This window comes from Paenibacillus sp. UNC451MF, from assembly GCF_000686845.1.
Lineage (GTDB): Bacteria > Bacillota > Bacilli > Paenibacillales > NBRC-103111 > Paenibacillus_S.
The window spans coordinates 14,827-36,123 of sequence record NZ_JMLS01000036.1 but is presented as its reverse complement, the minus strand read 5'-3'; the positions used below and the strand labels follow the sequence as shown (position 1 = coordinate 36,123).

14 protein-coding genes are annotated in these 21,297 nt (G+C 45.1%); 3 read left to right on the top strand and 11 right to left on the bottom strand.

Features of this window, described 5'->3' with window-relative positions; genetic code table 11:
- Nucleotides 1-58: 58 nt before the first annotated feature.
- The 5 genes from BP97_RS0127945 to BP97_RS0127925 are packed head-to-tail and all read right to left on the bottom strand — an operon-like array spanning nucleotide 59 to nucleotide 7,336.
- Nucleotides 59-1,219, bottom strand: a complete 1,161-nt coding sequence (locus tag BP97_RS0127945) for a Gfo/Idh/MocA family protein (RefSeq protein ID WP_028552074.1) — start codon at nucleotides 1,217-1,219, stop codon at nucleotides 59-61.
- Between the two features lie 18 nt (nucleotides 1,220-1,237).
- The gene (locus tag BP97_RS0127940) at nucleotides 1,238-1,993 is read right to left on the bottom strand and encodes a sugar phosphate isomerase/epimerase family protein (RefSeq protein WP_028552073.1); all 756 of its coding nucleotides are present in this window, start codon (nucleotides 1,991-1,993) and stop codon (nucleotides 1,238-1,240) included.
- A gap of 45 nt (nucleotides 1,994-2,038) precedes the next feature.
- Nucleotides 2,039-2,908 carry an NAD-dependent epimerase/dehydratase family protein gene (locus BP97_RS0127935; RefSeq protein ID WP_028552072.1) on the bottom strand — a complete coding sequence of 290 codons (870 nt, stop codon included), beginning with the start codon at nucleotides 2,906-2,908 and terminating at the stop codon, nucleotides 2,039-2,041.
- 25 nt (nucleotides 2,909-2,933) lie between these two features.
- A complete protein-coding gene (locus BP97_RS0127930; protein ID WP_028552071.1) occupies nucleotides 2,934-4,145 on the bottom strand; it encodes an enolase C-terminal domain-like protein in 1,212 nt (403 codons plus the stop codon).
- 53 nt (nucleotides 4,146-4,198) lie between these two features.
- Nucleotides 4,199-7,336 (bottom strand): alpha-mannosidase, encoded by a 3,138-nt coding sequence (locus BP97_RS0127925; RefSeq protein ID WP_231506454.1) that lies wholly within the window; start codon nucleotides 7,334-7,336, stop codon nucleotides 4,199-4,201.
- Between the two features lie 651 nt (nucleotides 7,337-7,987).
- Between BP97_RS0127925 and BP97_RS37620 the strand changes: the two genes are divergently transcribed.
- Nucleotides 7,988-9,124: a LacI family DNA-binding transcriptional regulator gene (locus tag BP97_RS37620; protein ID WP_051621013.1), complete on the top strand. Its 1,137-nt coding sequence runs from the start codon at nucleotides 7,988-7,990 to the stop codon at nucleotides 9,122-9,124.
- An 84-nt stretch (nucleotides 9,125-9,208) separates the two neighbouring features.
- On the opposite strand, the gene BP97_RS0127915 is transcribed toward BP97_RS37620, so the two are convergent.
- From BP97_RS0127915 to BP97_RS0127895, 5 genes are all read right to left on the bottom strand, one after another.
- Nucleotides 9,209-9,421 carry a hypothetical protein gene (locus BP97_RS0127915; protein WP_028552069.1) on the bottom strand — a complete coding sequence of 71 codons (213 nt, stop codon included), beginning with the start codon at nucleotides 9,419-9,421 and terminating at the stop codon, nucleotides 9,209-9,211.
- Nucleotides 9,422-9,472: 51 nt separating this feature from the next.
- On the bottom strand, nucleotides 9,473-12,190 hold the full coding sequence (locus tag BP97_RS0127910; RefSeq protein WP_036746647.1) for an alpha-mannosidase: 2,718 nt from the start codon (nucleotides 12,188-12,190) through the stop codon (nucleotides 9,473-9,475).
- Between the two features lie 65 nt (nucleotides 12,191-12,255).
- Complete coding sequence (locus BP97_RS0127905) at nucleotides 12,256-13,314, bottom strand: lactonase family protein (RefSeq protein ID WP_028552067.1); 1,059 nt, start codon at nucleotides 13,312-13,314, stop codon at nucleotides 12,256-12,258.
- 45 nt (nucleotides 13,315-13,359) lie between these two features.
- Entirely contained in the window at nucleotides 13,360-14,685 is a 1,326-nt protein-coding gene (locus tag BP97_RS0127900) for an ABC transporter substrate-binding protein (protein WP_028552066.1), read from the bottom strand.
- 346 nt (nucleotides 14,686-15,031) lie between these two features.
- Nucleotides 15,032-16,336, bottom strand: a complete 1,305-nt coding sequence (locus BP97_RS0127895; RefSeq protein ID WP_028552065.1) for an ABC transporter substrate-binding protein — start codon at nucleotides 16,334-16,336, stop codon at nucleotides 15,032-15,034.
- A gap of 937 nt (nucleotides 16,337-17,273) precedes the next feature.
- Between BP97_RS0127895 and BP97_RS0127885 the strand changes: the two genes are divergently transcribed.
- On the top strand, nucleotides 17,274-18,437 hold the full coding sequence (locus BP97_RS0127885; RefSeq protein WP_231506452.1) for a GNAT family N-acetyltransferase: 1,164 nt from the start codon (nucleotides 17,274-17,276) through the stop codon (nucleotides 18,435-18,437).
- Nucleotides 18,438-18,514: 77 nt separating this feature from the next.
- On the opposite strand, the gene BP97_RS0127880 is transcribed toward BP97_RS0127885, so the two are convergent.
- Complete coding sequence (locus BP97_RS0127880; RefSeq protein WP_028552063.1) at nucleotides 18,515-19,573, bottom strand: hypothetical protein; 1,059 nt, start codon at nucleotides 19,571-19,573, stop codon at nucleotides 18,515-18,517.
- Between the two features lie 301 nt (nucleotides 19,574-19,874).
- Between BP97_RS0127880 and BP97_RS41205 the strand changes: the two genes are divergently transcribed.
- A complete protein-coding gene (locus tag BP97_RS41205) occupies nucleotides 19,875-21,263 on the top strand; it encodes a class I SAM-dependent methyltransferase (protein WP_231506451.1) in 1,389 nt (462 codons plus the stop codon).
- The last annotated feature ends 34 nt before the right edge of the window (nucleotides 21,264-21,297 follow it).

Below are 21,297 nucleotides of genomic sequence, written 5' to 3'. Positions count from 1 at the left end.
CCACCACAACCGATACAACTTACGACCTCAGGTTACATCATACTCTAACCCGTCCCTGTTAGGAGTTAAAGCTTCCTGTCGTATCAAATAGGACCGGTTTAGCTGCCTTACGCTGGGATGTCGAGATGCGCTTGTTCAGCTCTTTGAAATACAACTCATCATCGATTGGGAGTTCGACCGTCTCACCAATCCAGCTGGACAAATGCATTGCATTGGATAATGTTAAGCTATGGATGCCCTCTTCACCGTCAGCAATAAGCGGCGTTCCGTCCAAGACCGCCTTGGCAAACGAAGCGATGATCCCCATATGCTGGCTATTGTCTCCTTCAGCCGGTACGACAGATACTTCAACCGACGGCCTGGAGAATCCCTCCTTTGTATTAAAGCAATATTCACGCTCGTTTTGGTCGAGCTTGTGCAGCGTTAGTTTATTGTTCTCACAGACCAATTTGCCCATCTCCAAAGTAATCTCAAGGCGGTTCGTTCCCGGCAGGTCAGCAGTTGACGTAACGAAAACACCGGTCGAGCCGTTCGGGAATTCCAAATAGGCCGTAACATCGTCCTCCACCTCAATATTATGCCATTTACCTTCATGGCAAAAAGCGCGGACTTTCGCAGGCATGCCGCAAATCCATTGGAGTAGGTCAATATTGTGGGGACATTGGTTGATGAGCACTCCTCCGCCTTCTCCGGCCCAGGTTGCTCTCCAACTGCCGGAATCATAATAAGCTTGTGAACGGTACCAATCGGTGATGATCCAGTTTACCCGCTTGATAGCTCCAAGCTCTCCGCTATGCACCAGCTTGTGCATTTTCCGGTACATCGGGTTTGTCCGCTGGTTGAACATCATACCGAATATGAGACCGCTTTCTTGTGCTTTCTCATTCATTTCCCTCACTTGCTTCGTATATACGCCCGCAGGCTTCTCACATAAGACATGAAGCCCTTTGTCAAATGCTTGTATCGCAAGTCTTGGATGGTCATAATGCGGAGTTGCGATAATCACCGCATCACAAAGGCCGCTCTCCATCAATTCGTCCGGGCTCGTAAAGAAGCCGATAGTCTCAGGCAAATACGCCTTAGACGCTGTAAGCCGCTCCTCGTCCATTTCGGAAACGGCGGTAAGCTCGACCTCCGGCACAGCACCCTTAATTAATTTTTTCGCATGATCCGAGCCCATATTACCCATTCCAATAATACCCATTCTCAATTTTGTCATAACCCTTCTCCTTTCGCCTTAGCGATAGCCTAGTGCTGCTAGATTATTGTAGCTCGTCCTCAGGCAATCAAACGGACTTGTTTGGCACACGTCCTGCTCTACAAGCAAGTATTTTGTGTTAGTTTTCTCTAGAGATTTTAATATTGCGGGGAAATTCATATTCCCTTCCATAACCGGAGCCATTCGCTGCTCCATACCCCGTACCGTCATATCCTTCAAATGCACACAATGGAGTCGTTCCTTTAATATGTCAATCCATTCGCATACATCGGCACCGGCTGCTTGGACCCAATAGGTATCCAGAGTAATCCCCATTTCATCTGGTGAAAAATCTTCGAGCAACCGCTCAATCAGACGCTTGCCATTGATTTTCTCAAACTCAAAATTGTGGTTGTGGTACATGAACAGCTTACCGGCCCCGGCAATCCGTTTTGCTGCTTCCCGGAAGTCCTTAGCGAAATATCCGTACCAATCCTGTTCACGGTATTTGTCCGGCATTGCCCCGATACCGATGAAATCGCACCCCAAAATTTGATGCTCCTCAATGACTTGATCGGTTTCGTTTAAGATCCGATCCACGTTAGTGTGCGTGAGCGCAATCTCGAGCGACAGTTCGTCACACATCGCCCGGAGTGTTTCCGGCTTGATCTTGCCTATGGCAGAAACCTGAATAGATCTATAGCCCATTTCTGCAATTTTGTGTAATGTACGTCTAATATCCTCTTCGGTTTGGAGAAAGGATCGAACGGTGTACAGCTGTGCTCCTAAAATCATGAACAATGACTCCTTCATTATAATTGGAATAGTGGGAATTATTCTTTAGAAAGCTAAATCCGTTGTGTCCCTCCATGAATGCATAGGACTCCAGTTCAAAATGGACTTCGCCCGGGCGTTGGACACGAACGCCGTGAGCTTCTCGGGAGGCAGGTTTGAAAAAGGCACCTGCGGATAATACATTGCTGCCAGTTCGCTGACACTTACATTGTTTAAGATATCGCTAGACGTAATGTTAAGACGGTAAGCTTCCATATCCTCCCTGTTATCCGCTTCTAGAGCCATCCGGCAGGCGGTTGCAGCATCTCTTGCATCCACATAACTCCAAAGCGTACGGTGATGTCTCACGGTATCGCCAAACGCTGCGATCTCTCTATTGTATTCGTCAGGGGCCAGAATCAAGGAAAACCGCAAAGCATAGACCTGCATATTCACCCGACGGGCGAACATATCCCCTGTCTGCTCATTAATCTGTTTGGACAGGCCGTAGCTTTCCTGTGGCAGCAGCACATGATCCTCGTCAACTGGAAGTGAATGGGGTGCGAAAGGATGCTTCGCCCAGCAGAATCCATAGGCTGATTCGCTTGATCCGAATACGACACGCCGGATGCCAAGTTTAGATGCTGCCTCCATGATGTTATAGGTTGACATCACATTGTTGGCGAATATTCGCTCAGGGGAAAAGTTAATAGGATTCGGCACGGCGGCCAGATGAAGAATCGCATCCGATTCGGCAAGTATGCCGTAAACTTCACCGAGCTGATTCAAATCACCTTGTATGTAACGGGCATAACGGTTGCGGCCGCTTTGCGGGCGGGTATCTGTACCAATAACTCTATACCCGGCTTTGTTGAGCTCTTGAACAACAAAGTGCCCAAGCTTCCCCTCTGAGCCAGTAACAACAATATTTTTCAAGATGGTTCCTCCTTCTGGCTAAATCTTACGGTCGGATCAATGTTCCATCCGGCTTTCGGTCCAGCTTGTATGGATGATGATACGTTTTCAGGGATTCTGGGTCTCGAATTAATACTTTCGCCTTACTCTCATCGATGTCAATCCCAAGCCCGGGCTTGTCGCTAAGCTTCAAATGCCCTCGTTCCAACACTGCATGACCCGGAAACGCTTCCTTCTCTTCGGTCCGGAAGTGATTGATTTCCTGCACACCGAAGCTCATGATGGCCATGTCCAGATGAGCAGCCGCTATTTGGTTGACGGGGTCGTTCTCTCCCCCCTCCTGCCAGGCGGTTCGAACGCCGAAAGCTTCACATACCGCAGCGATTTTACGGCATGGGGTTATGCCCCCGGCTTTGGAGACGCGCATTCTCACAAAATCGATCAATCGGTTCTTTACCAGAGGCAGCCACTCCTGAGGGTGGACGAACAGCTCACCTACCGCTTGAGGCGTGATGCTCGTCCCCTTCACTCTCCGATACCAATCTGTATGCTCCGATTGAAGCAAATCTTCTACGAAGAACAACCGGTAAGGATCGAGTAATTTGGATAAAGTCACGGCGCCGGATGGCGTCAAATGCTCGTGAACATCATGCGTGAAGTTCAGGTTCATGCCGAAACGAACACGGAGCTTTTCGAACATGCCTGGTATTGCCGAGATGTAGCTAGCTTCATCAAATACACTCGCAGAGGGGAATTTGGAAGGGCTGTGTGATGCTACAAATCCGCCCCCGCCATACCCGCCAAGCTGGCAGCGGATCACACCGAACCCTTGCTCTTGGTAAGAGGCAACCTCTTCCTCCAGCTCCTCATAGGTTGTTCCATTGGCATGCGCATAACAAGGAATGGCCGAACGAACCGCGCCACCCAAAAGCTGGTATAACGGCAGCCCCGCTTCCTTTCCCTTGATGTCCCACAGCGCCATGTCGATCCCTCCCATGGCCGTATGAAGCGTCGAACCATTGCGCCAATAACCGCTTGTATACATGGTCTGCCATAAATCCTCGATTTGACTGGCATCTCGGCCGATGAGAAGCGGTGCGAGCAATTCCTCCACGATACTGACTATGGCCCCTGGCTGATAGATATCACTGGCCGACCCAATCCCGTATAGTCCATCCTGATCCGTCATCACTTTTAATATGATCCAGCTTCCGTCATGTCTTGTTCGAATGCATTTAACCGCCGTTATTTTTGCCATTCTGCTCTCCTCCTTTCAAAGATTTTACCAATATATTCGTTCTTCCCCTTGTTTCATAAATAGATTTTGACGGTCTTGATTTCAAATGGCCGGAAATCCAGCGTAAGCTCCGATCCGTCCGGCACAAGCTCCTCCAACTCTTCCTCCAACAGATTCACTAGCGAGGCTCTCTTCGGTTTGACCCCAAGCATCAGCTTTGCTCCTTTGACAGCGCAGCGCTCAGCTTCATATAGGCGTAATACAAAAGCATCCTCTTTCTCCGCTAGCTTCACCGTTTCAATAATTACATGCTCAGCGTCAATGGTCGCTAAAGAAGTAAAGGCTAAGGCAGATGCACCATTTACGGTCAACGGCTGCACATTCAGCTCGCAGGCTGGGCGGACAACACTTTTTACATCAAAACCACTATGATGGGGAAGGAACGCATACACCACTTCATGCACGCCTATATCACCGCGAGGGTCTGGATGTGTGCCTCCTTTATGTAAGGTAAGTCTAAGATCAGAGCCTTCCACTGAAATCCCGTATTTGCAATCATTGAGAAGGGCCGTGCCAAATCTGGATTCCGACAAATCGCTCCATTTGTGGGTGCAAATTTCGAACATTCCCTGTTCAATGGACGTATTCGTATGAGTTGGTCTTTCGACATGACCAAACTGGATTTCATGCCGTGCACTTTGGGAGAGCAGATTAACATCAAATCCTACTTTGAGCAGATGATGCGGATCTTTCCAATCAATGATCGTCTCAAAGTCAACCTGAGGACTGTCTGCACGGAAGACCATGTCCTGCAAAAGCGATGATTGGCGACCGATTCGGTAGTGGCTGCGGATTCGCAGCTGCAATGGTCCATTTGCAACAACCTCACGGCTTACTAAATCCGTCTGCTGCTTTAGTTTTGTTGTCGCATCCCGGTCAATATCCCAGTTATCCCAGGATCTTGGGATATCCTCACCCATCAGTAGAGCATTAAGCGGATCGGCGCCGGCGCGACGAAGCTCTCGACCAGAAGCACGATCAACGAATGATTCGATATATCCGTATTCATCGAACATCATAATGGCAAAAGGCGTTTCGAGTCTTTGCCCCTCCAGCTTGAAAGGAGAATCGCCGGAACTGCCTCCACCAGTACGCAGTTGCAATGTTAAAGCACCCATTGCCGGAACTCTAGCTCCACCGATAAGCAGCTTCTCTCGTCCGGCTATATCTGTGATCCATTGCCAGCTATAAGCCGAATCTGCCGGAGCCATGCCCGCAGGCACATTCTCCAACACAAGCATTCCGCAGCGATCCCAGCTAAGTGTATTCCACACGCTCACTGTTTCTTCTGCTGATGATGTTGTTTCCGAGAACAAGGAGAGCGCTAGCGCTTCTGCTTCGGAAATAACATTACCTACCTCCTGAATTGCTCGGTCATGCACTTCCGGAATAGAGGTTCCCGGTAAAATATCGTGGAACTGGTTAATTAGCAGGAGCTCATAAAGTTCTTCCCGGTGCACTGCCGCCTCTGAAACCGGAGATCCTTTCTCTAGTCGCCGGACGACCTCAGCCAACTCAACCGTCCGAAGGGCGAATTCCGCTTTGCGGTTGTTTCTTTTGATTTGGTGCATTTGCGTAAGCGTTCCGCGATGCCCTTCCAAATACAGCTCTCCTGAATGTACCGGTGGAACGTAATCGCTTTCTTCAATCTCCTTCATAAACCGACTTACTAGAGTATGCTCTGCACGCGGAGAGCCCTCCACATCACGTACTCGTCTTGCCGTCTCCAGCATCTCGTATTGCGGTCCCCCACCTCCATCACCAAACCCATAGGCTACAAGCCGGCGTCCTAGCGCTGAGCCTGCTGGCCTTCCATGAATACTGGAACCATTACTATTGTGACCCGCACCATAGATCCTCTGGATTAGTGACCCGGCATCGGGCCAGCAGTGAATGAAATTAAAATGGGATAGTACAGATGTTCCGTCCAAACCACGCCAAAAGAAGGTAGAATAAGGGAATACATTCGTATCATTCCAGGATAGCTTGGTTGTCAAAAAATATTTCACACGTGCTCCAGCCATAATTTGTGGTACTGCGGCACTGTATCCAAAAGTATCCGGGAGCCAGAAGACATCGGATGTATAACCAAAATGCTCCTGCGTATACTTTTGCCCTTTCAGAAACTGCCGAACCATCGATTCACCGGAAACCAAGTTGCAGTCGCATTCGATCCAAACCGCTCCGTTCGGTTCCCAACGGCCTTCCTTAATTCTTTGCTTCATCCCTTCAAATATGGAAGGGTAATGTCGCCGCATCAGTTCTCCATGAAAAGCCGAGCTTTGAACAAAGGTATATTCCGGATATTGCTCCATTAAACTGAGGACGTTCGCATAAGTACGCGCACACTTACGTATCGTTTCATCCCGGGTCCATAGCCAGGCAGTATCCATATGAGAATGCCCGACAATGCCTGCGACAGGGGCGGAATCACCGTTTTTTGCAGACAACAGCGGTTCCATGATCTGGATAGCTTTAGCCAATAAAGGTCGCCACTCGCTTTCCAATGCTTCGTCTGGGGACTGTATCACAAGAGCATACACCTGAAGCAACCCTTCAATAACGCGTGACCTGCGAAATGCGTCAACGGCTGTCGCGGAAGCCAGCTGATTCAATGTACGTAGCCCAAACACAAAATCCTTCACATCTTCACGCCTAAGCATAATATGAACCGCTCGATATACCCTCTTAAAGCGATTGTGATACCCGTCGTTAGATTCAAATGTTTGGTAAGGCTGTGTTCCATAGCAGGGATGCCCTGCATAACCTTCAAACGCCAATTCCAAAGTTTCTCCGCTTTTAGCATTGGATGTAAGTAGAAGCGTATGGTGATTACCCCGATTATCCGCCTCCTTAGGATGTGTGAAAATCCCTTGAGGCTTCCCGTTAACCCAAAATAATGCTTCAACCGCATCCGTTTCTGCTCGAATATAGATATCCTGGCCATCCAACTCCCTTGGAATAGTAAATGTTCCTTTAAACCAGGCGGACCCCCATGATTTTCCCCAAGTCATTCCGGAATAGGCGGGCTGCCAAGCTTCTGATTCAGTCGGTACCTCATACATATGTTCTTCTGTTTCCATATAGTAGACAGGTATCTCACGCTTTTGTTCAAAAATAAAATCAGCATAATTCTGTTCGATTTTCTTCAATTTATCCAAGGTCTTTGCAATGTGACGCTCATGAATAATGCTAATGATTTTCTCCTCCCTTTTTGGTTCGCTGTTCAATTTCTTTGTTTGACATGAACTGATTATAACATTCAACTATACACCTGTAAATAAATTGTATATTCATTTATAATTAATATATCACTTGTTGTTTCAACTGATCGAGATCCATGAAAACACCACGATTCGTATCATTCAGTATTGTAATGGAGCAACAAATTTCAGGTTAAAAGAGACGTATCAAGTTGAAGAGCAAAATACAAACAACAGCAAACGTGATTTTATCTCGATAACGAATGACCTAAGCAAGACCCCGTCATTATCAACACGGTCAATACCCGGAAATGCATTGGTTCAGCAATCAATACAACCCCATCGGAGTAATTGATGGCAGCTACATGTTGATCACGAAAATTATCTACGATATATTTGGGAACAATCCGATGGACAGCATCTTCCAACTAATCATTTTGATCCCTCAATCAAACATCAATGATATGCTGAATACCCCCCTTCGATTTGCTGATAGTATCATTTAGAGTCATCGATAGGAACAACACCATTTCTATGGACTTTACTAAAGTCAGAAAAAGTTGTATATTTGTTATAAAAAAGCAAGGGAGTAATATTCTTATGTCTAATACCCCAAAAAGGGTTCCTATGTATATACAATTAAAAAATTACATCATCAATCAAATGAATTCGGGGGTATGGAAGCCTGGGGACAAGCTCCCTTCGGAAAATGAATTAGCCGAGCAATTCAATGTCAGCCGAATAACCGTAAAAAACGCCATGGCTGATATCGTGAAACAAGGCTTGATCAACCGCATTCAAGGAAGAGGCTCCTACATTTCCGATGATGCATCGAATCAGCTGATTGCCTATGAGCCTCAAGAAATAGTGAGCGGGTCACCCCTTGTCGTATTTCTTATGCCTCGGCTCGATAACCTGTTTACCGCCAACTTAATGACAGGGATCGAAGATGAATTGGCCGAACATGGATATCACCTAATATTCAAGCTTACTCATGATTCACAGGAGCTAGAAAATAAATTACTCAAGGAGTTCCAACAACTTGAGGTCAATGGGATCATTATTTATCCTGTGGATGGTGAAACGTTCAATGATCAAATCTTGAAGTTAACTTTAGACCGATTTCCACTTGTCATCATAGACCGTTATCTCCGCGGACTTGATGCTAACTATATAAGCTCAGATAACTTCAAAGGTGCCTATGAAGCTACAAAGCACTTGACGAATCTTGGACATACCAAGATTAGCTTTATAAGTACAGCCGTCTCCGGAACGACTAGTATTGAAGATCGTTTACACGGATATGAACAGGCTCTAAGCGATTCTGGTCTCTTCATCGATTACCGTTTGAGACTTACTCTAAGCAGCGGAATGCCGGTTGTTGAACAAATTAAAAACTATTTGATGGAAAATCCTGATGTTCAAGCTGTGGTTACAACGAATTCGGCAATTGGTTTGATGACAATGAAAGCCGCCAAATCCCTAAATCTCCAGATACCTGATGATCTGTCTATTGTTTGTTTCGACGACTATGCTCATTCTGAACATTCGGAAATTCCATTAACCTATATCAATCAGAATGAGAAAAATATGGGCAGAGAGGCTGCCAAACTCCTCGTATCCCTCATTCAGGAGCCCAGACAGGACCGCCGCAATGTCATTCTCCCGAACGAACTTGTCATTCGGAATTCGACGACAAATCCAACCGTTGTGAAAGAAGCAGGTTCTAGAGCCTAAACCGATGGTTATAGAATACAAATATTCTCAAACGGAAAACCCGAGATTGCCGCTTAGCAGCAACCTCGGGTTTTTAGACTATTATTATTCGATCACTCTAATATTCGCTGTTCCCTCAAATTTTTTGTCATCCATTAATTGACCGCTAAGCGTTACTTGGATATCGCCAGATCGGCTACCTAACGCTGAAATTACTTTTTGTCTATCGAAATTGACCATCATGTTCTTACCATTGTTGCTGCCGTTGTTATCTCCCCCATCCATTGTCCCCAATTGTCCGTCTACGGTATGGTTCACCTATAAAGAGTGTCTTCTCCAGTTGTATACTGTGTATACTGGCTTTGTTGGTTACAAACCCGGATTTCCTCCGATCGTTACAATTTCCGCCGGACGAATCGGAATCTCAGATCCCATTCCAAGCTTTTCTCCCTCTTCTTCAAGTACGTTACTTCTGTAAAGGGTGTTATGACTTCCATTTACATACTCAATATGCAGCTGCGTCGGCAGATCGGTCATATTGAACCATCGCATGATGAGGTCTTCAGAAGAACCGTTCATCTTAACTGCTGTGAGAGCCAGCCCATCGCCTGACCAACGAATAAATTGATGCTCCGCCGGCAGCACTCCTGATTGCAATGGAGTCTGCATCGTGGTCCAAGGAATCTGCGCTTGATAGGCTGCAGCAAACGACTGTTGGGCATCATGTTTATCCCCGTGCGGAATAATGGCGTACTCCAACTCATGATCTCCCAAGCACTGTGCTTCCGGGGTCTGGAAAACTCCCCAGTCACCCAATTCCTGAACAGCTCTTAATAAGGTTATGGCTATCGTCCCTCTGCCATCTCGCAATACCTCATACTCATTTAGACCCCAATTGCAAATCGTAAGTCCGTATTGGTCGTTTCGTACATTGACAAAAGCCTGCTGATGCTGGCAATTACTTGGATTCGTCCATTCTGGTGCAGGTACCGTTTCTCTACTTGCTACCTCAAAGATGGAGTCGGCGTAATGAACAGCCGAGTTAATATCGGTAGGAAACAGCACTCGAATACGGTGATCCTTGGCTTCGTTTCTTAGACTCGTTTTAATCTTAAGCTGCGGTACTCCCTGTTCCAGCGTGAGACGAGTCTTAATGGTTAGCGGGAGCGTCTGTTTGCTTCTTTGTGCTTTACGTTCAAGGAACGGGACGAATTCTTGGATTTCTTGATCCAGCAGTTCATCTCCGCTGGCAGGAATTTCCCAATGATGAATGATGGCAATCACCGTATGATAGGAGGTTTGTTCCTCTACATAGATTTCAGCCGGTAACCCACGGGTCGTAATCGGAATATCTCCCTCCGGTGCCTTGAATATATACTCATTACCGATGTCACCCGTATTTTCGTAAGCGCCCAGGCCGGTGTAAGTCTTAGCCGATCTTTTATCGGTGATCTCATAAGTTCCATCTTCGGCGATGACAACAGATAAGAATTCGTTCTCCATCTGACATGGAATGGCTTTATTAAGAGGGCTAGACGAACTTGCAATATGCGATAAATCTCTGTATAAGGCAAATGTTGTATAACCCAAAGCCGGTATATCTTGTGCCAGGAATTGAACACGCACGGAACGAGCCATGTAAGGTTGGCGAAACTTATCGTCGGGCAGCTCATAGCCGAAAGTTACCCCAAGATCCTCCACTTTGGCATCAATGACATTCCCGTTTCTATCTTTTACAACATAGCCTTCTAGTGATAACTCCTTCAGCTCCTCGACGATCTTGCTTCGATTCCTGTTCGCGAGCGGAATTCTCTTGACTTCCAGGTCGATGTTGACTACACCGGTACGATTCCAACCGGATGTATTGAATACGGTAAAAGGAATCGCAGATGGTTCAAATGCCGTTTCGGTATCGATCATAGAAGTAATAGCTTTCAAACTATGGGCTGTAATTTGCTCAGCGACTTGATAGCTCTTATCAAACCGGGTCATCATTTCGCGGTGTACCTCGTCAACGCTGCAACCGCAAATGCTATCATGCGGATGGTTTTGCATCAGTGTTTTCCACGCATAAGTGAATAGATGCTTAGGGTACGTATGCCCCGTCAGCTTGGCTAATGTAGCAATCGGTTCGGCGACTTTCTCCAAAAAGGTTTGGATTTTCTGATTCGCCTGCTTCATATACACCCGAGCGGAAGCGGTATTGACTAATGTCCACCAACCGTTCGTTCGCTGACTTCGTAGCTCCCCGCGTATGGTCGATAGATTCTCAGGCAGCTTGCCCTTCAACTGGGCTACATATTCGTTAAAGTTGGAATGAATAAACTCAATGTCAGGGTACAAGCTTCTCGCTGTACGAAGCGCTTCCGATAAATTCGTTTGTACGGGTTGATGGTCACAGCCATTCATGAACAGCAGGTGAGGTGTGGAGGCATACTTCTCCACGTCCCGGATCTTCCGTTCCCAATAGACCCTCGCCTCGTCAGGATCTGTCGGAACTTCCATGCCGTTGTGATACCAGTTGGCAAACAAGATCCCTAGTACGGTTGAGCCGTCCGGTGATTGCCAGTTCATTTCCGAGAAGGCCGATTCATAGTCTCCCCTTGCTTCGTTATTAAAACCGACCGGCTTCACGCCTCTCCCGAAGACCGCCGTATCCATACCAGCTTGAAGCAAAATTTGCGGCGCCTGCCCCATATTGCCAAACGAATCAGGAAAATACCCCAGCTTACAAATACTACCATATTCACTTGCGTCCTCATGACCGATTAATAAGTTCCGGATATTTGCCTCGCTGCTGGTTAAGAACTCATCCTGCAGGATGTACCATGGACCGATGAGAAGCTTCCCTTCTCTTACCATGCGGGCAATAATCTCTTTCTTCTCCGGTCTGATTTGCAGGTAATCATCCAAAACAATGGTTTGCCCATCGAGATGGAAGCTTCGAAATTCAGGGTCCTTCTCAAACAAATCGATTAACGTATCCATCAATTCAACCAAACGTACCCGATGCTTTTCAAAGGGCAAATACCACTCTCTATCCCAATGCGAATGTGAAATGACGTGTGCATACTTTGGTGATACCACTTGCTCCACTCCTTTTATCTATATAAGATTCTGCATACATTTCATGTCGGAAACGAACATTTCCTTTAGTAGTTCTGATAAAATTTCAAGCAAACCGGTTTGAATAGTTCGATTGCATAACCGGTAGATTCCGGAATTCCTCTATCATTCAATTTCATAGTGACAATAGAGTCCGAGTCTTGATTTGCCGCTAGTAAAAATGAATTGCTGGGATCTAGCGCGAAATTTCTCGGTGTTTTTCCTCCCGATGCAGCTACAACAGATTGCTCTAGACATCCGTCTTGTAAAACTTTAAACACGGTGATGCTGTCATGCCCTCGGTTGGATCCGTATAGATACTCTCCATTCAGGCTGATATGGATATCCGCACAAGCGTTCTCTCCCATGTATTGGACTGGGAACGTGCTTACCGTTTGTAAAAGCGTTAACGAACCTGTATGGCGCTCATAACGGTAAGCCGTTATCGTGGAGTTCAATTCATTGATGATATAAGCCATCGGCATACTTGGATGGAATGCCACATGCCTAGGACCCGCGCCCGGTTCAGCAACGGCTCCCGCCTGAAGCTTCAGTTTCCCACGGAATTTATCGTGATGGTATACGTATAGCTGGTCAGTTCCTAAGTCCGGCACTAGCCAAAAGTCCGTATTCGGGATATTCACAATGGAATGGGGATGGGGTCCCTCCTGTCTGTCGGGATGAATGCTGCCCCCTGCATGCTGAATCTGATCCGAGAGCGGAAGTATTGCTCCATCCTCACGGATGGGGAATAAACACACACTACCGCTCATGTAGTTGACACTAAACAGCCAAGCTCCTTCTATATCCAAACTGAGATGACATGGATAACCGCCTCCCGTTGGCTGACGGTTCAATTCAACGAGTACATTTCTAACCGGATCAAATTGGTATGCGACCACAAAGCCGTTATCTGCCGTTTCGCTAACTGCATACAGCCTGTTGGTGTCAGGATGCACTGCCAAATACGAAGGATTCTCTATGCCGCCAATACTGCTGAGGCGTTGTACTCTTCCGGTTTCCGGATCGCAAGATAAGACATGAATACCGTCTTGATCAGCCGGAGAATAAGTCCCAACAAACAAGATGTTCCTATGTTCTGACATATCCTTCGCCCCCAACCGATTCGTTACGTCAACGAATCTCTTGAATTACTTCTTTTTATTGGCTAACTCTTGCTCAATCGCCTTATCCGCTTCTTCTTGCGTTTCCCTGAGCAGGGTATTTACATCCTTAGTTCCGTTTACGAACGTCTCAGCCGCTGCGTTGATTTTACCAGCAACGATAACGTGATACGGGTTGGGAGGGGCCATTTTCGCCGATTTGACTTTCAACGCTCCTTGAATGTTCTTGCCTTTCGCCACTTCTACATCGGCAAGAAAATCTTTTTTGATCGACTCGTCATTCAAAACGGTCAAACGGCTTTTCTTATTCAAAATGGTTTGAACTTCCGGAGAAGCAAAGAGCTGAACCGCCTGAAAGGCTTCTTCTTTAATCTTGGATGATTTGGAAACGACCATCATTTGTGCGCCGTGGTCAATGGTGACTCCAGGGTTATCCTTATAGGAAGGGGCTCCAACAAGGTCGAAATTGAGCTGCCCTCCGGCCTGTTGAATGAAGCCTACCGTATCAGGAATCCAGTTCAGATACATGGCGGTTTGCTGCGTTTTAGTGAAGCTGTCCCAACCAGGCGGCTTTTGTCCATTTTGGACCATTCCGGGAATTTGATAAAAAGCTTGGACCTGCTCCATAATCGATTTAATCTGATCATTGTTAAGGGCCGCCTTATTGGTCTTCGGATCGACAAAAGACAAAGATCTCACTCTGGCATAAAACTCAGGATTGGTGGGAAGACTTCCGCGATATTGGACCCCATCCTCAAAATAGGTCATTTTCTTGGCAAGCTCCAAATACTCATCGAACGTTAGGCCTTCCTTAGGGTAGGGAACACCCCGCTTATCAAAAAGATCCTTGTTATAAAATAGCGCCATTTGATTTAGAGCAAAAGGAATCCCGTAAATCTCCCCTTTAGGACCTAAATCCTTTATCCAATCGATATTTGGACTTGAGAATTTACTTAAATCCATATTGTATTTCTTTACGAATTCACTTACATCATACGGAATATCCAATTCCTTAAGGACTGAAAATCTTGAATTGGCCGAATAAATAATGTCGGGAGTCTGACCTGCGGTAACCAGTTTGGTAATATCATCCCGTACAATCTTCAAAGTAATGTGAGGATATTTCGCCTTCAATGGCTTGATGAGCACCTGATCGAATTCTTCATCGGTCATGTTTAAAAAATAAGGTGCCAATGTAAGCTCAACTGGAACAGGTTCCTTTAGTTTGGGGTCGGACGCCTCTGATTCCAACAATTTTTGACCGCTGCAGCCTGCCAGCAAACCGGAAAAGATAGAACCAATCATTAGCAATGAATACGCTTTCTTAAACGAACGTTTGTGAAATTTGGACATTGGATTTTGCCCCTCCCTAGTACGAATCTAAACTTTTCATTGAAACCTTATCCGTTAATGCGGATGTTGAAGTTCAATGTGACGACCAAGACCCTCTATCTATGTCATTAGTTGCCCTATTCTAACTGGGTCTTAAACGTTGATTCATTCTTCCCCCCATTATCAATAAGAGTATCTATGATTGATCAAATTATAACATCCAAAAATACCCTTGTAAATATATTGTATATTCGTATATATCATTTATGTTATATTGATAAATTTTGTAAAACTAATTAAATCGATGTATCTGCCTGCTTCATTTCGTCCCCTTCTTCTTTTTCAACAAGCATGGTTTCTGACCCGTTTATTTGGCGCCGGCTTCTTTCTCGCGTATTCGCTGATTCGCTTTCTCATCCGCTTCTCTTAATGCTGTATTAACGTCCTTACCTTTCTCGACGATATCTTTCAACGCTTCGTTAATAGCAGCACTTGCTATTGAATCGTATTTTGTTGGAGTAAACGATTTCGCCGGTTTTGTTTTGTAGATGGCTTGAACGTTTTTGTTCTTGAGAAATTCAATATTGGAACCGAAAGCGTCTCTTATCTTTGCATCTTTAAGGATGCTGACCCGAGCTTGCTTCGACATATCCATCTGAACTTCATCGGATGTGATGGTCGAAATCACTTGAAAAGCAGTTTCCTTATTCTTGCTAGTTGTTGTGATTCCCATTGCGTGTTCGTCTACCCTCATTCCAGTACCTGGTGCCTCCGGCCAAATTGGATAACTAACGATATCCCATATATCAGGATTCGTATATAGTTTCCCCTCGTAAATAATGTTGACCGAAGCGATCATGGCCAGGGTTCCTTTTAACAAGAGTTCGTTAGCGGCCGAGTTATAGGTAATCTGCTCGTTGCCTGGGATCTGTCGAATCCTTGCTGCATTGCTTAATACCTTCTGCCATTGATCGGAATCAAGGAGGGATTTGTACGTCTTGGGGTCAACAAAGGGGAGGCTTAACTGGGATGCCATTCGCTCCGTTACATTCGGTTCCAATCCGCGATATTGAATTCCGCTTTCAGTTCTTGTCAATTTTTTGGCTAGCTCATACACGTCATCCCAAGTCATGCCGTCTTTCGGATACGGCAAGCCGAATTTATCGAATATTTCTTTGTTGTAATAGAGAGCGGAAAAATGTCTCCAGTAGGGGATTGCGATAAGGTCATCCCGTTGTGTTCCCGCTTTAATCGCATCAAGAGCCTCTGGTTCAAACCGCCCCAGATCCAAATTATATTTTTTGATCAGGTCAGATAGCGATATGACTAAATCCAAGTCCTTCCAGGTGGAAAAGCCACCAACGTTGCTATCGATGACAATATCGGGTGTTTGACCGGCAGCTACGAGCTCAGGCAACATCTTCCCCTGAACTAACGGTATCATTTGCACAGTAATCCATGGGTATTTCTTACTTACAGGATCTACGATGTATCGCTTGATTTCTTCGTCGGTCATCCACCCGTTAGGCATGCCGATTGTTAAAGTAACCGGGGCATTATCGACGGCGGGTTTATCCATTGAATCATTCTTTCCATCCTTATTGACGGTTGAACATCCTGAAAAGAAAAGCGCGCTCATGGCTATGGACGTTATAAACATTATTTTTTTCATCACGGTATCCTCCAATCAAATAGTGTTAGAAGTTTCCAACGTACCTGTTCGGCATCATTATGTATTGTTTCATTAATATGAATTCCGGCAAGGTAATGAAGACGCTTTCTTAAAATTGGCAACCATTAGACATTGGAGTAAGCCCTCATAGTAATCACCCCGTATTTAACTATATTTATTAGTTCAATCACTTTTTTCAACTCATGCAGATTTCAGTGATTGATCGGATTATAACATCCATGTATTCACTTGTAAATATAATGTATATACATTATAAATAATTATTTAACCTGTTTTTTCACACTGTATAAACTTCATCTTCTGCCTAATAGTTTCATCCTTTATTTACTGTCATTCCGCCCCTCGAATCGTAAAATAATGTTGGGCATAACATAATTAAAAACAGCCTGATCTCAGTGAGATAGACTGTTTTAATGTTAGTAAATGTTTATTTCCAATTCCATAAACATATTGTATATTCATATTAATTGTATAAGTTGGGATTGTTTTCTCCTTGCCATTACGGCATCAGCAAGCGAATAGTTTGTTCAGTCATAATTTTCTCTCCTTTACTTAAAGTAAAGTTAGTATAAAATGTAAGCATACAAAAAAACAGTACGCCTTTTTGGATAGGTAACACTAGAGACCTCCTCTATGAGCTAAAATGATTCAATCCCCAATCAGGTGGTCCACTCCGTTAAACAAAAAAACACTGAAGAGCAGTTTAATTATTGGCTCACCTCTCTTCAAGACGGTGTGTTGGGTCCAAATAGTGTAAGGGCGTTTTGGAAAACCGATTATGCTATCTATGAGTTACTCTTAGAGCTTGGAGAACCGATACTGCCATTCCTAGAAACTCAATTACAAACAGAGTCAAATGCAGAAATTCGATAACCTGACAGATATAAAGCTCAAAATATTGAAAGGAGCCGTTCCCTTGGGTCTAGATTCACTGCAAACACCATCAGTGGAACTGTACGATAGAGCATCAGCACATCGTATCCCATTTCCTGATACTCCAGAGGGCCATCAGGTAGCTAAACTGCTGCTTCCGTGGCTTGAGAACTCGGTCACGCATTACGTCGCCAATGTGACAACTAGCCTGTATGTGCTCCGCATCGATGACATGCTTGTACCCGTGACGGTAAATAACAAAGAATATGAGAATAGCTATGTATGCTCACCTTTTACTCATTATGTTACTTATGCCAGGGAAGAACTATATAAACTAAAGAGCTCCTTTCTAGAGTCTATATTAGGCTGGATGCTAGATGGAATGGGACTACTTTTAAAAGCTGGACATATGAATCAAACGGTACATATTAACAATGGGCTTTTTTCAACCAACTTGTACCCGACTCGTGTTCCCCGCAATTTAATCGAAGGGCTTCGTCTATTAAGAACCAAATTCCCTGAACATACCATTATCTTTCGATCACTTACACCAATCTTGAATGGAGCTTGGATTCATGTACTTCGGCAGGAACAGTTCCGCTTCATTCCGAGTAGACAAGTGTATTTATTTGCCCCACCTAGCGGTAAAGCAAGGTGGCTAATCAAACGCGACCGTCGACTGCTGATTAAGAACAAATATGAGGTTGTTCCGCCAGAACGACTGACATTAACCGACGTTCCTCGGTTAAGATTACTATATAATATGGTGTACCTGGAAAAGCACTCACGGTGTAACCCATGGTTTACTGAAGCCTTCTTTGATCAGGCACTTCTATCAGGAACATTACAGATTTATGCCCTACGTAATGAGTTAACCGGCACATTAGATGCCGTACTTGGATTTTATGTGAAGGACGGAGTTATGACTACGCCCGTCTTTGGCTATGACACCTCTCTACCGCGGGAGGTAGGACTGTATCGAATGCTGTCAGCCGTACTTATTGATATATCCGAGCAGTTCGGTTGGCAGTTGCACGAGAGTTCCGGTGCCGCAGAATTTAAGCGCAACCGCGGAGCAATACCGCATATTGAATACAGCGCGGTATTCGATGCTGACTTACCTTGGATACGTAGAGCAGGCTGGACCGTGTTGGATCGACTGCTCAATCGGATCGGCGTTCCCCTTATGCGTAAGTGGAAACTCTAGTATAGGCTGAGCAAGCTGCAACATGAAGCAGCTTGCTCTCCCCCTTCAAGCACGGTGAACCAGCAAAAGTCATCTATTTAATTTCTTTGGGATGCAATGACAGTTAAAAGATGATCCGATAATTGCTTTTGTTGACTATGAAGCCTTTCTACGATGGCTGCGTATTGAACCGCTTTCTCGCTTATATCCTCAACCGTGTACAGTTGTAATCTTTTTGCAAATCGGATGAATGCTTCTTCCCCTCTAGGAGAAATATCTTTCAAAAACTCCATACAGTCGACAAAGCCTCGCCATAGCGGCCAGACGCATTCTCGTGGATAACCCTTAGCTATCATAGCTTGAATGCCGAGGACATGGTACTCCCGCTTAACCAATTGAACCTCAGGACGAAGATTTGCGATATGGGCATATAAATCGTTCAACAGCCTGTTCCATTCCTCCACCTCTGTCACCGAAATCTTGTCCGCCCCTAAACAACGCAATATGGACTCACTAATATCTGGTAAGCCGCATAATGCGCTGGTTTGCGCAATATCCATCAAGGCTTTGCGAGCAGCGCTTGGCGGCCGCAAGTCGATAGGATCCAACAATCCAGCTGTAGGACCAACAACTGTTCTTACAAAATCGAATGCATGATGATTATCTTTGTTTTCCTTACAATACACAGGGTCTAACCATTGATTCGCCCTCGTCCTAAGATCCGATATGGATCGCTTAATCGCTTCTTTAACCCAGACAGCATTACTCAACAGTCTGTACGTTTGTTGTTGAGGAACGGAGAATCTGCCTTCTTTCTCCCATAAAATGTGGGCTCGATTCAAAGAGACTATGACGGAAAGACGCATTGTCTCGGGCTGCGACAAGTTGCCCCAGAAATAATTGGCCATCTCTATCGTAACTCCCGACTCCTGAAAAATACTATGGTTATTCAAGCGCAGGTCTTTGATACGATCATTTTTGGAACCATGCCAATTAATATCGATGTCTGAATAGGGTAATTGAGTTTCCGGATTCCAGATGGAGCCAGTCAGAATAAAGCCATCGACATCCGGATGGAGTGAAATCATATCTTGAAGCAACTTCTCTACGAGGTGCGCCCGATCGGGTGGTAAAGGTCCTGTGTTTATGAATGGCATTATTAAGGAGCTCTCCTTTTCAAAATGAGGACTATGAACCTATAAAAAGAAGTAACTTTTGCTCTAGGATAAATGGGGGCTAATTACATAATAGAACATTTGTTCCTAGATGTAAATATTAACATTTTATCTTTTATTATCCACTCATATCCTCATATCTACTAGGCTCATATGCTTGTTTGCTCATGCAAAAACTTTTCATTATCGCGTTTAGGCCCCTATACAGTAGCAACAGGTCCACTCCTCATATACTAATTCATCTTCATAGAACCTAAAGCCTAATTCCTTAAGGAGGAAGCTCATGACAAAGAAAAGATTCGCGGCGCATGTCCTACTCTTCGATTGTCAAAAGTTCATACTGCAGATGCTAGAAAATTGTGGGCCGCATGTTGAAAAAATTTATGTTTCCTATAGTGAAGTTCCTTGGCGTTATAACCCTCAAGCCCGGGAAGAAATGAAGAATACAGCTGACCCCGATATTCTTAAGCAATCTCCCTATGCTGATAAAATTGAATTGATTACCGGTGTGTGGGATTGGGAACATGATCAAAGAAACAGCTGCCTCGCAAAAGCAAAGGAAGACGGATTTGACTTCTTGCTTGTCCATGATGCAGATGAATATTATACAAGTGAAGACTACAGACGAATGCTGCAAACGATCGCGGATCATCCTGATCACGATTACTATGTAACTCCCTGGTGCACATTCTGGAAATCATGGGAGTATATACTGGTAAATGATCAGCATTCTATCGTGCACGGTTACCCTAATATAGCAATGAACTGTAAGCGAGACATTTGGTTTCACAATTTGCGTACCCCGACGCCAGGTTCAGATGCCTTCTTCCTGGATGCCCTTTGCTTTCATGGCAGCTATGTTCTTAACGACGAAGAAGTGTATCGTAAAATCAATTCATGGGGTCATGCCAAAGATTTCAACACAGAGGCTTGGTTCCACGATAAATGGCTTAGCTGGACAGAGCGCTGCGAAGATCTCCACCCAACGCATCCCTATATTTGGAAAAGGGCCGTGAAATATAACGGCGTCCTGCCGGAAGTGCTTCAAGCAACTACGCTTCTAGCTTCAAACGCTAGACAAACCTCTCCTCCAACACGGGAAACAAAGCCAAGGCTGAATGGTCGCATTCCAGACTGGTTTCAGATGGTCCAGCATCTGGAAGGCTGGCTCAGTACCATGGAACAGGTTGCACTGCTTCATCTTCCTTCCATGGTCGATCAATTGGATGGAGACATTGTAGAGATCGGTTCCTATAAAGGAAAAAGCGCCGCATGCTTAGCTGTAGGCAGCCAGTTGCTGACCTTGAGCAAAAAACAGATATATGCCATTGATCCTCTGGTGGCATCTTGCTACGATGATTTTCACCGTAATGTACGAACTCTGGGACTTCAAGATGAAATCACTTCTATTCGCAAGTGGAGTACTGAAGCATATGAAGATTGCCCGAGTGACATCGCAGCTTTATTTATTGATGGAGATCACAGTTATATGGGAGTCAAGCATGACATTGATCGTTATGCACTGCGCCTCATGCCCGGAGGAGTCGTAGCATTTCATGATTACACCCATTCACCGGAAGTGCGTAGAGCTGTCGATGAATTATGCCAGTTGGATGACTTTGAATATATTGCAGATTACGATAGCTTGAGAATGGTACGTCGTAAACCATAACAAATAGTTAAAAAACCGGAACGGCATTTGCCAT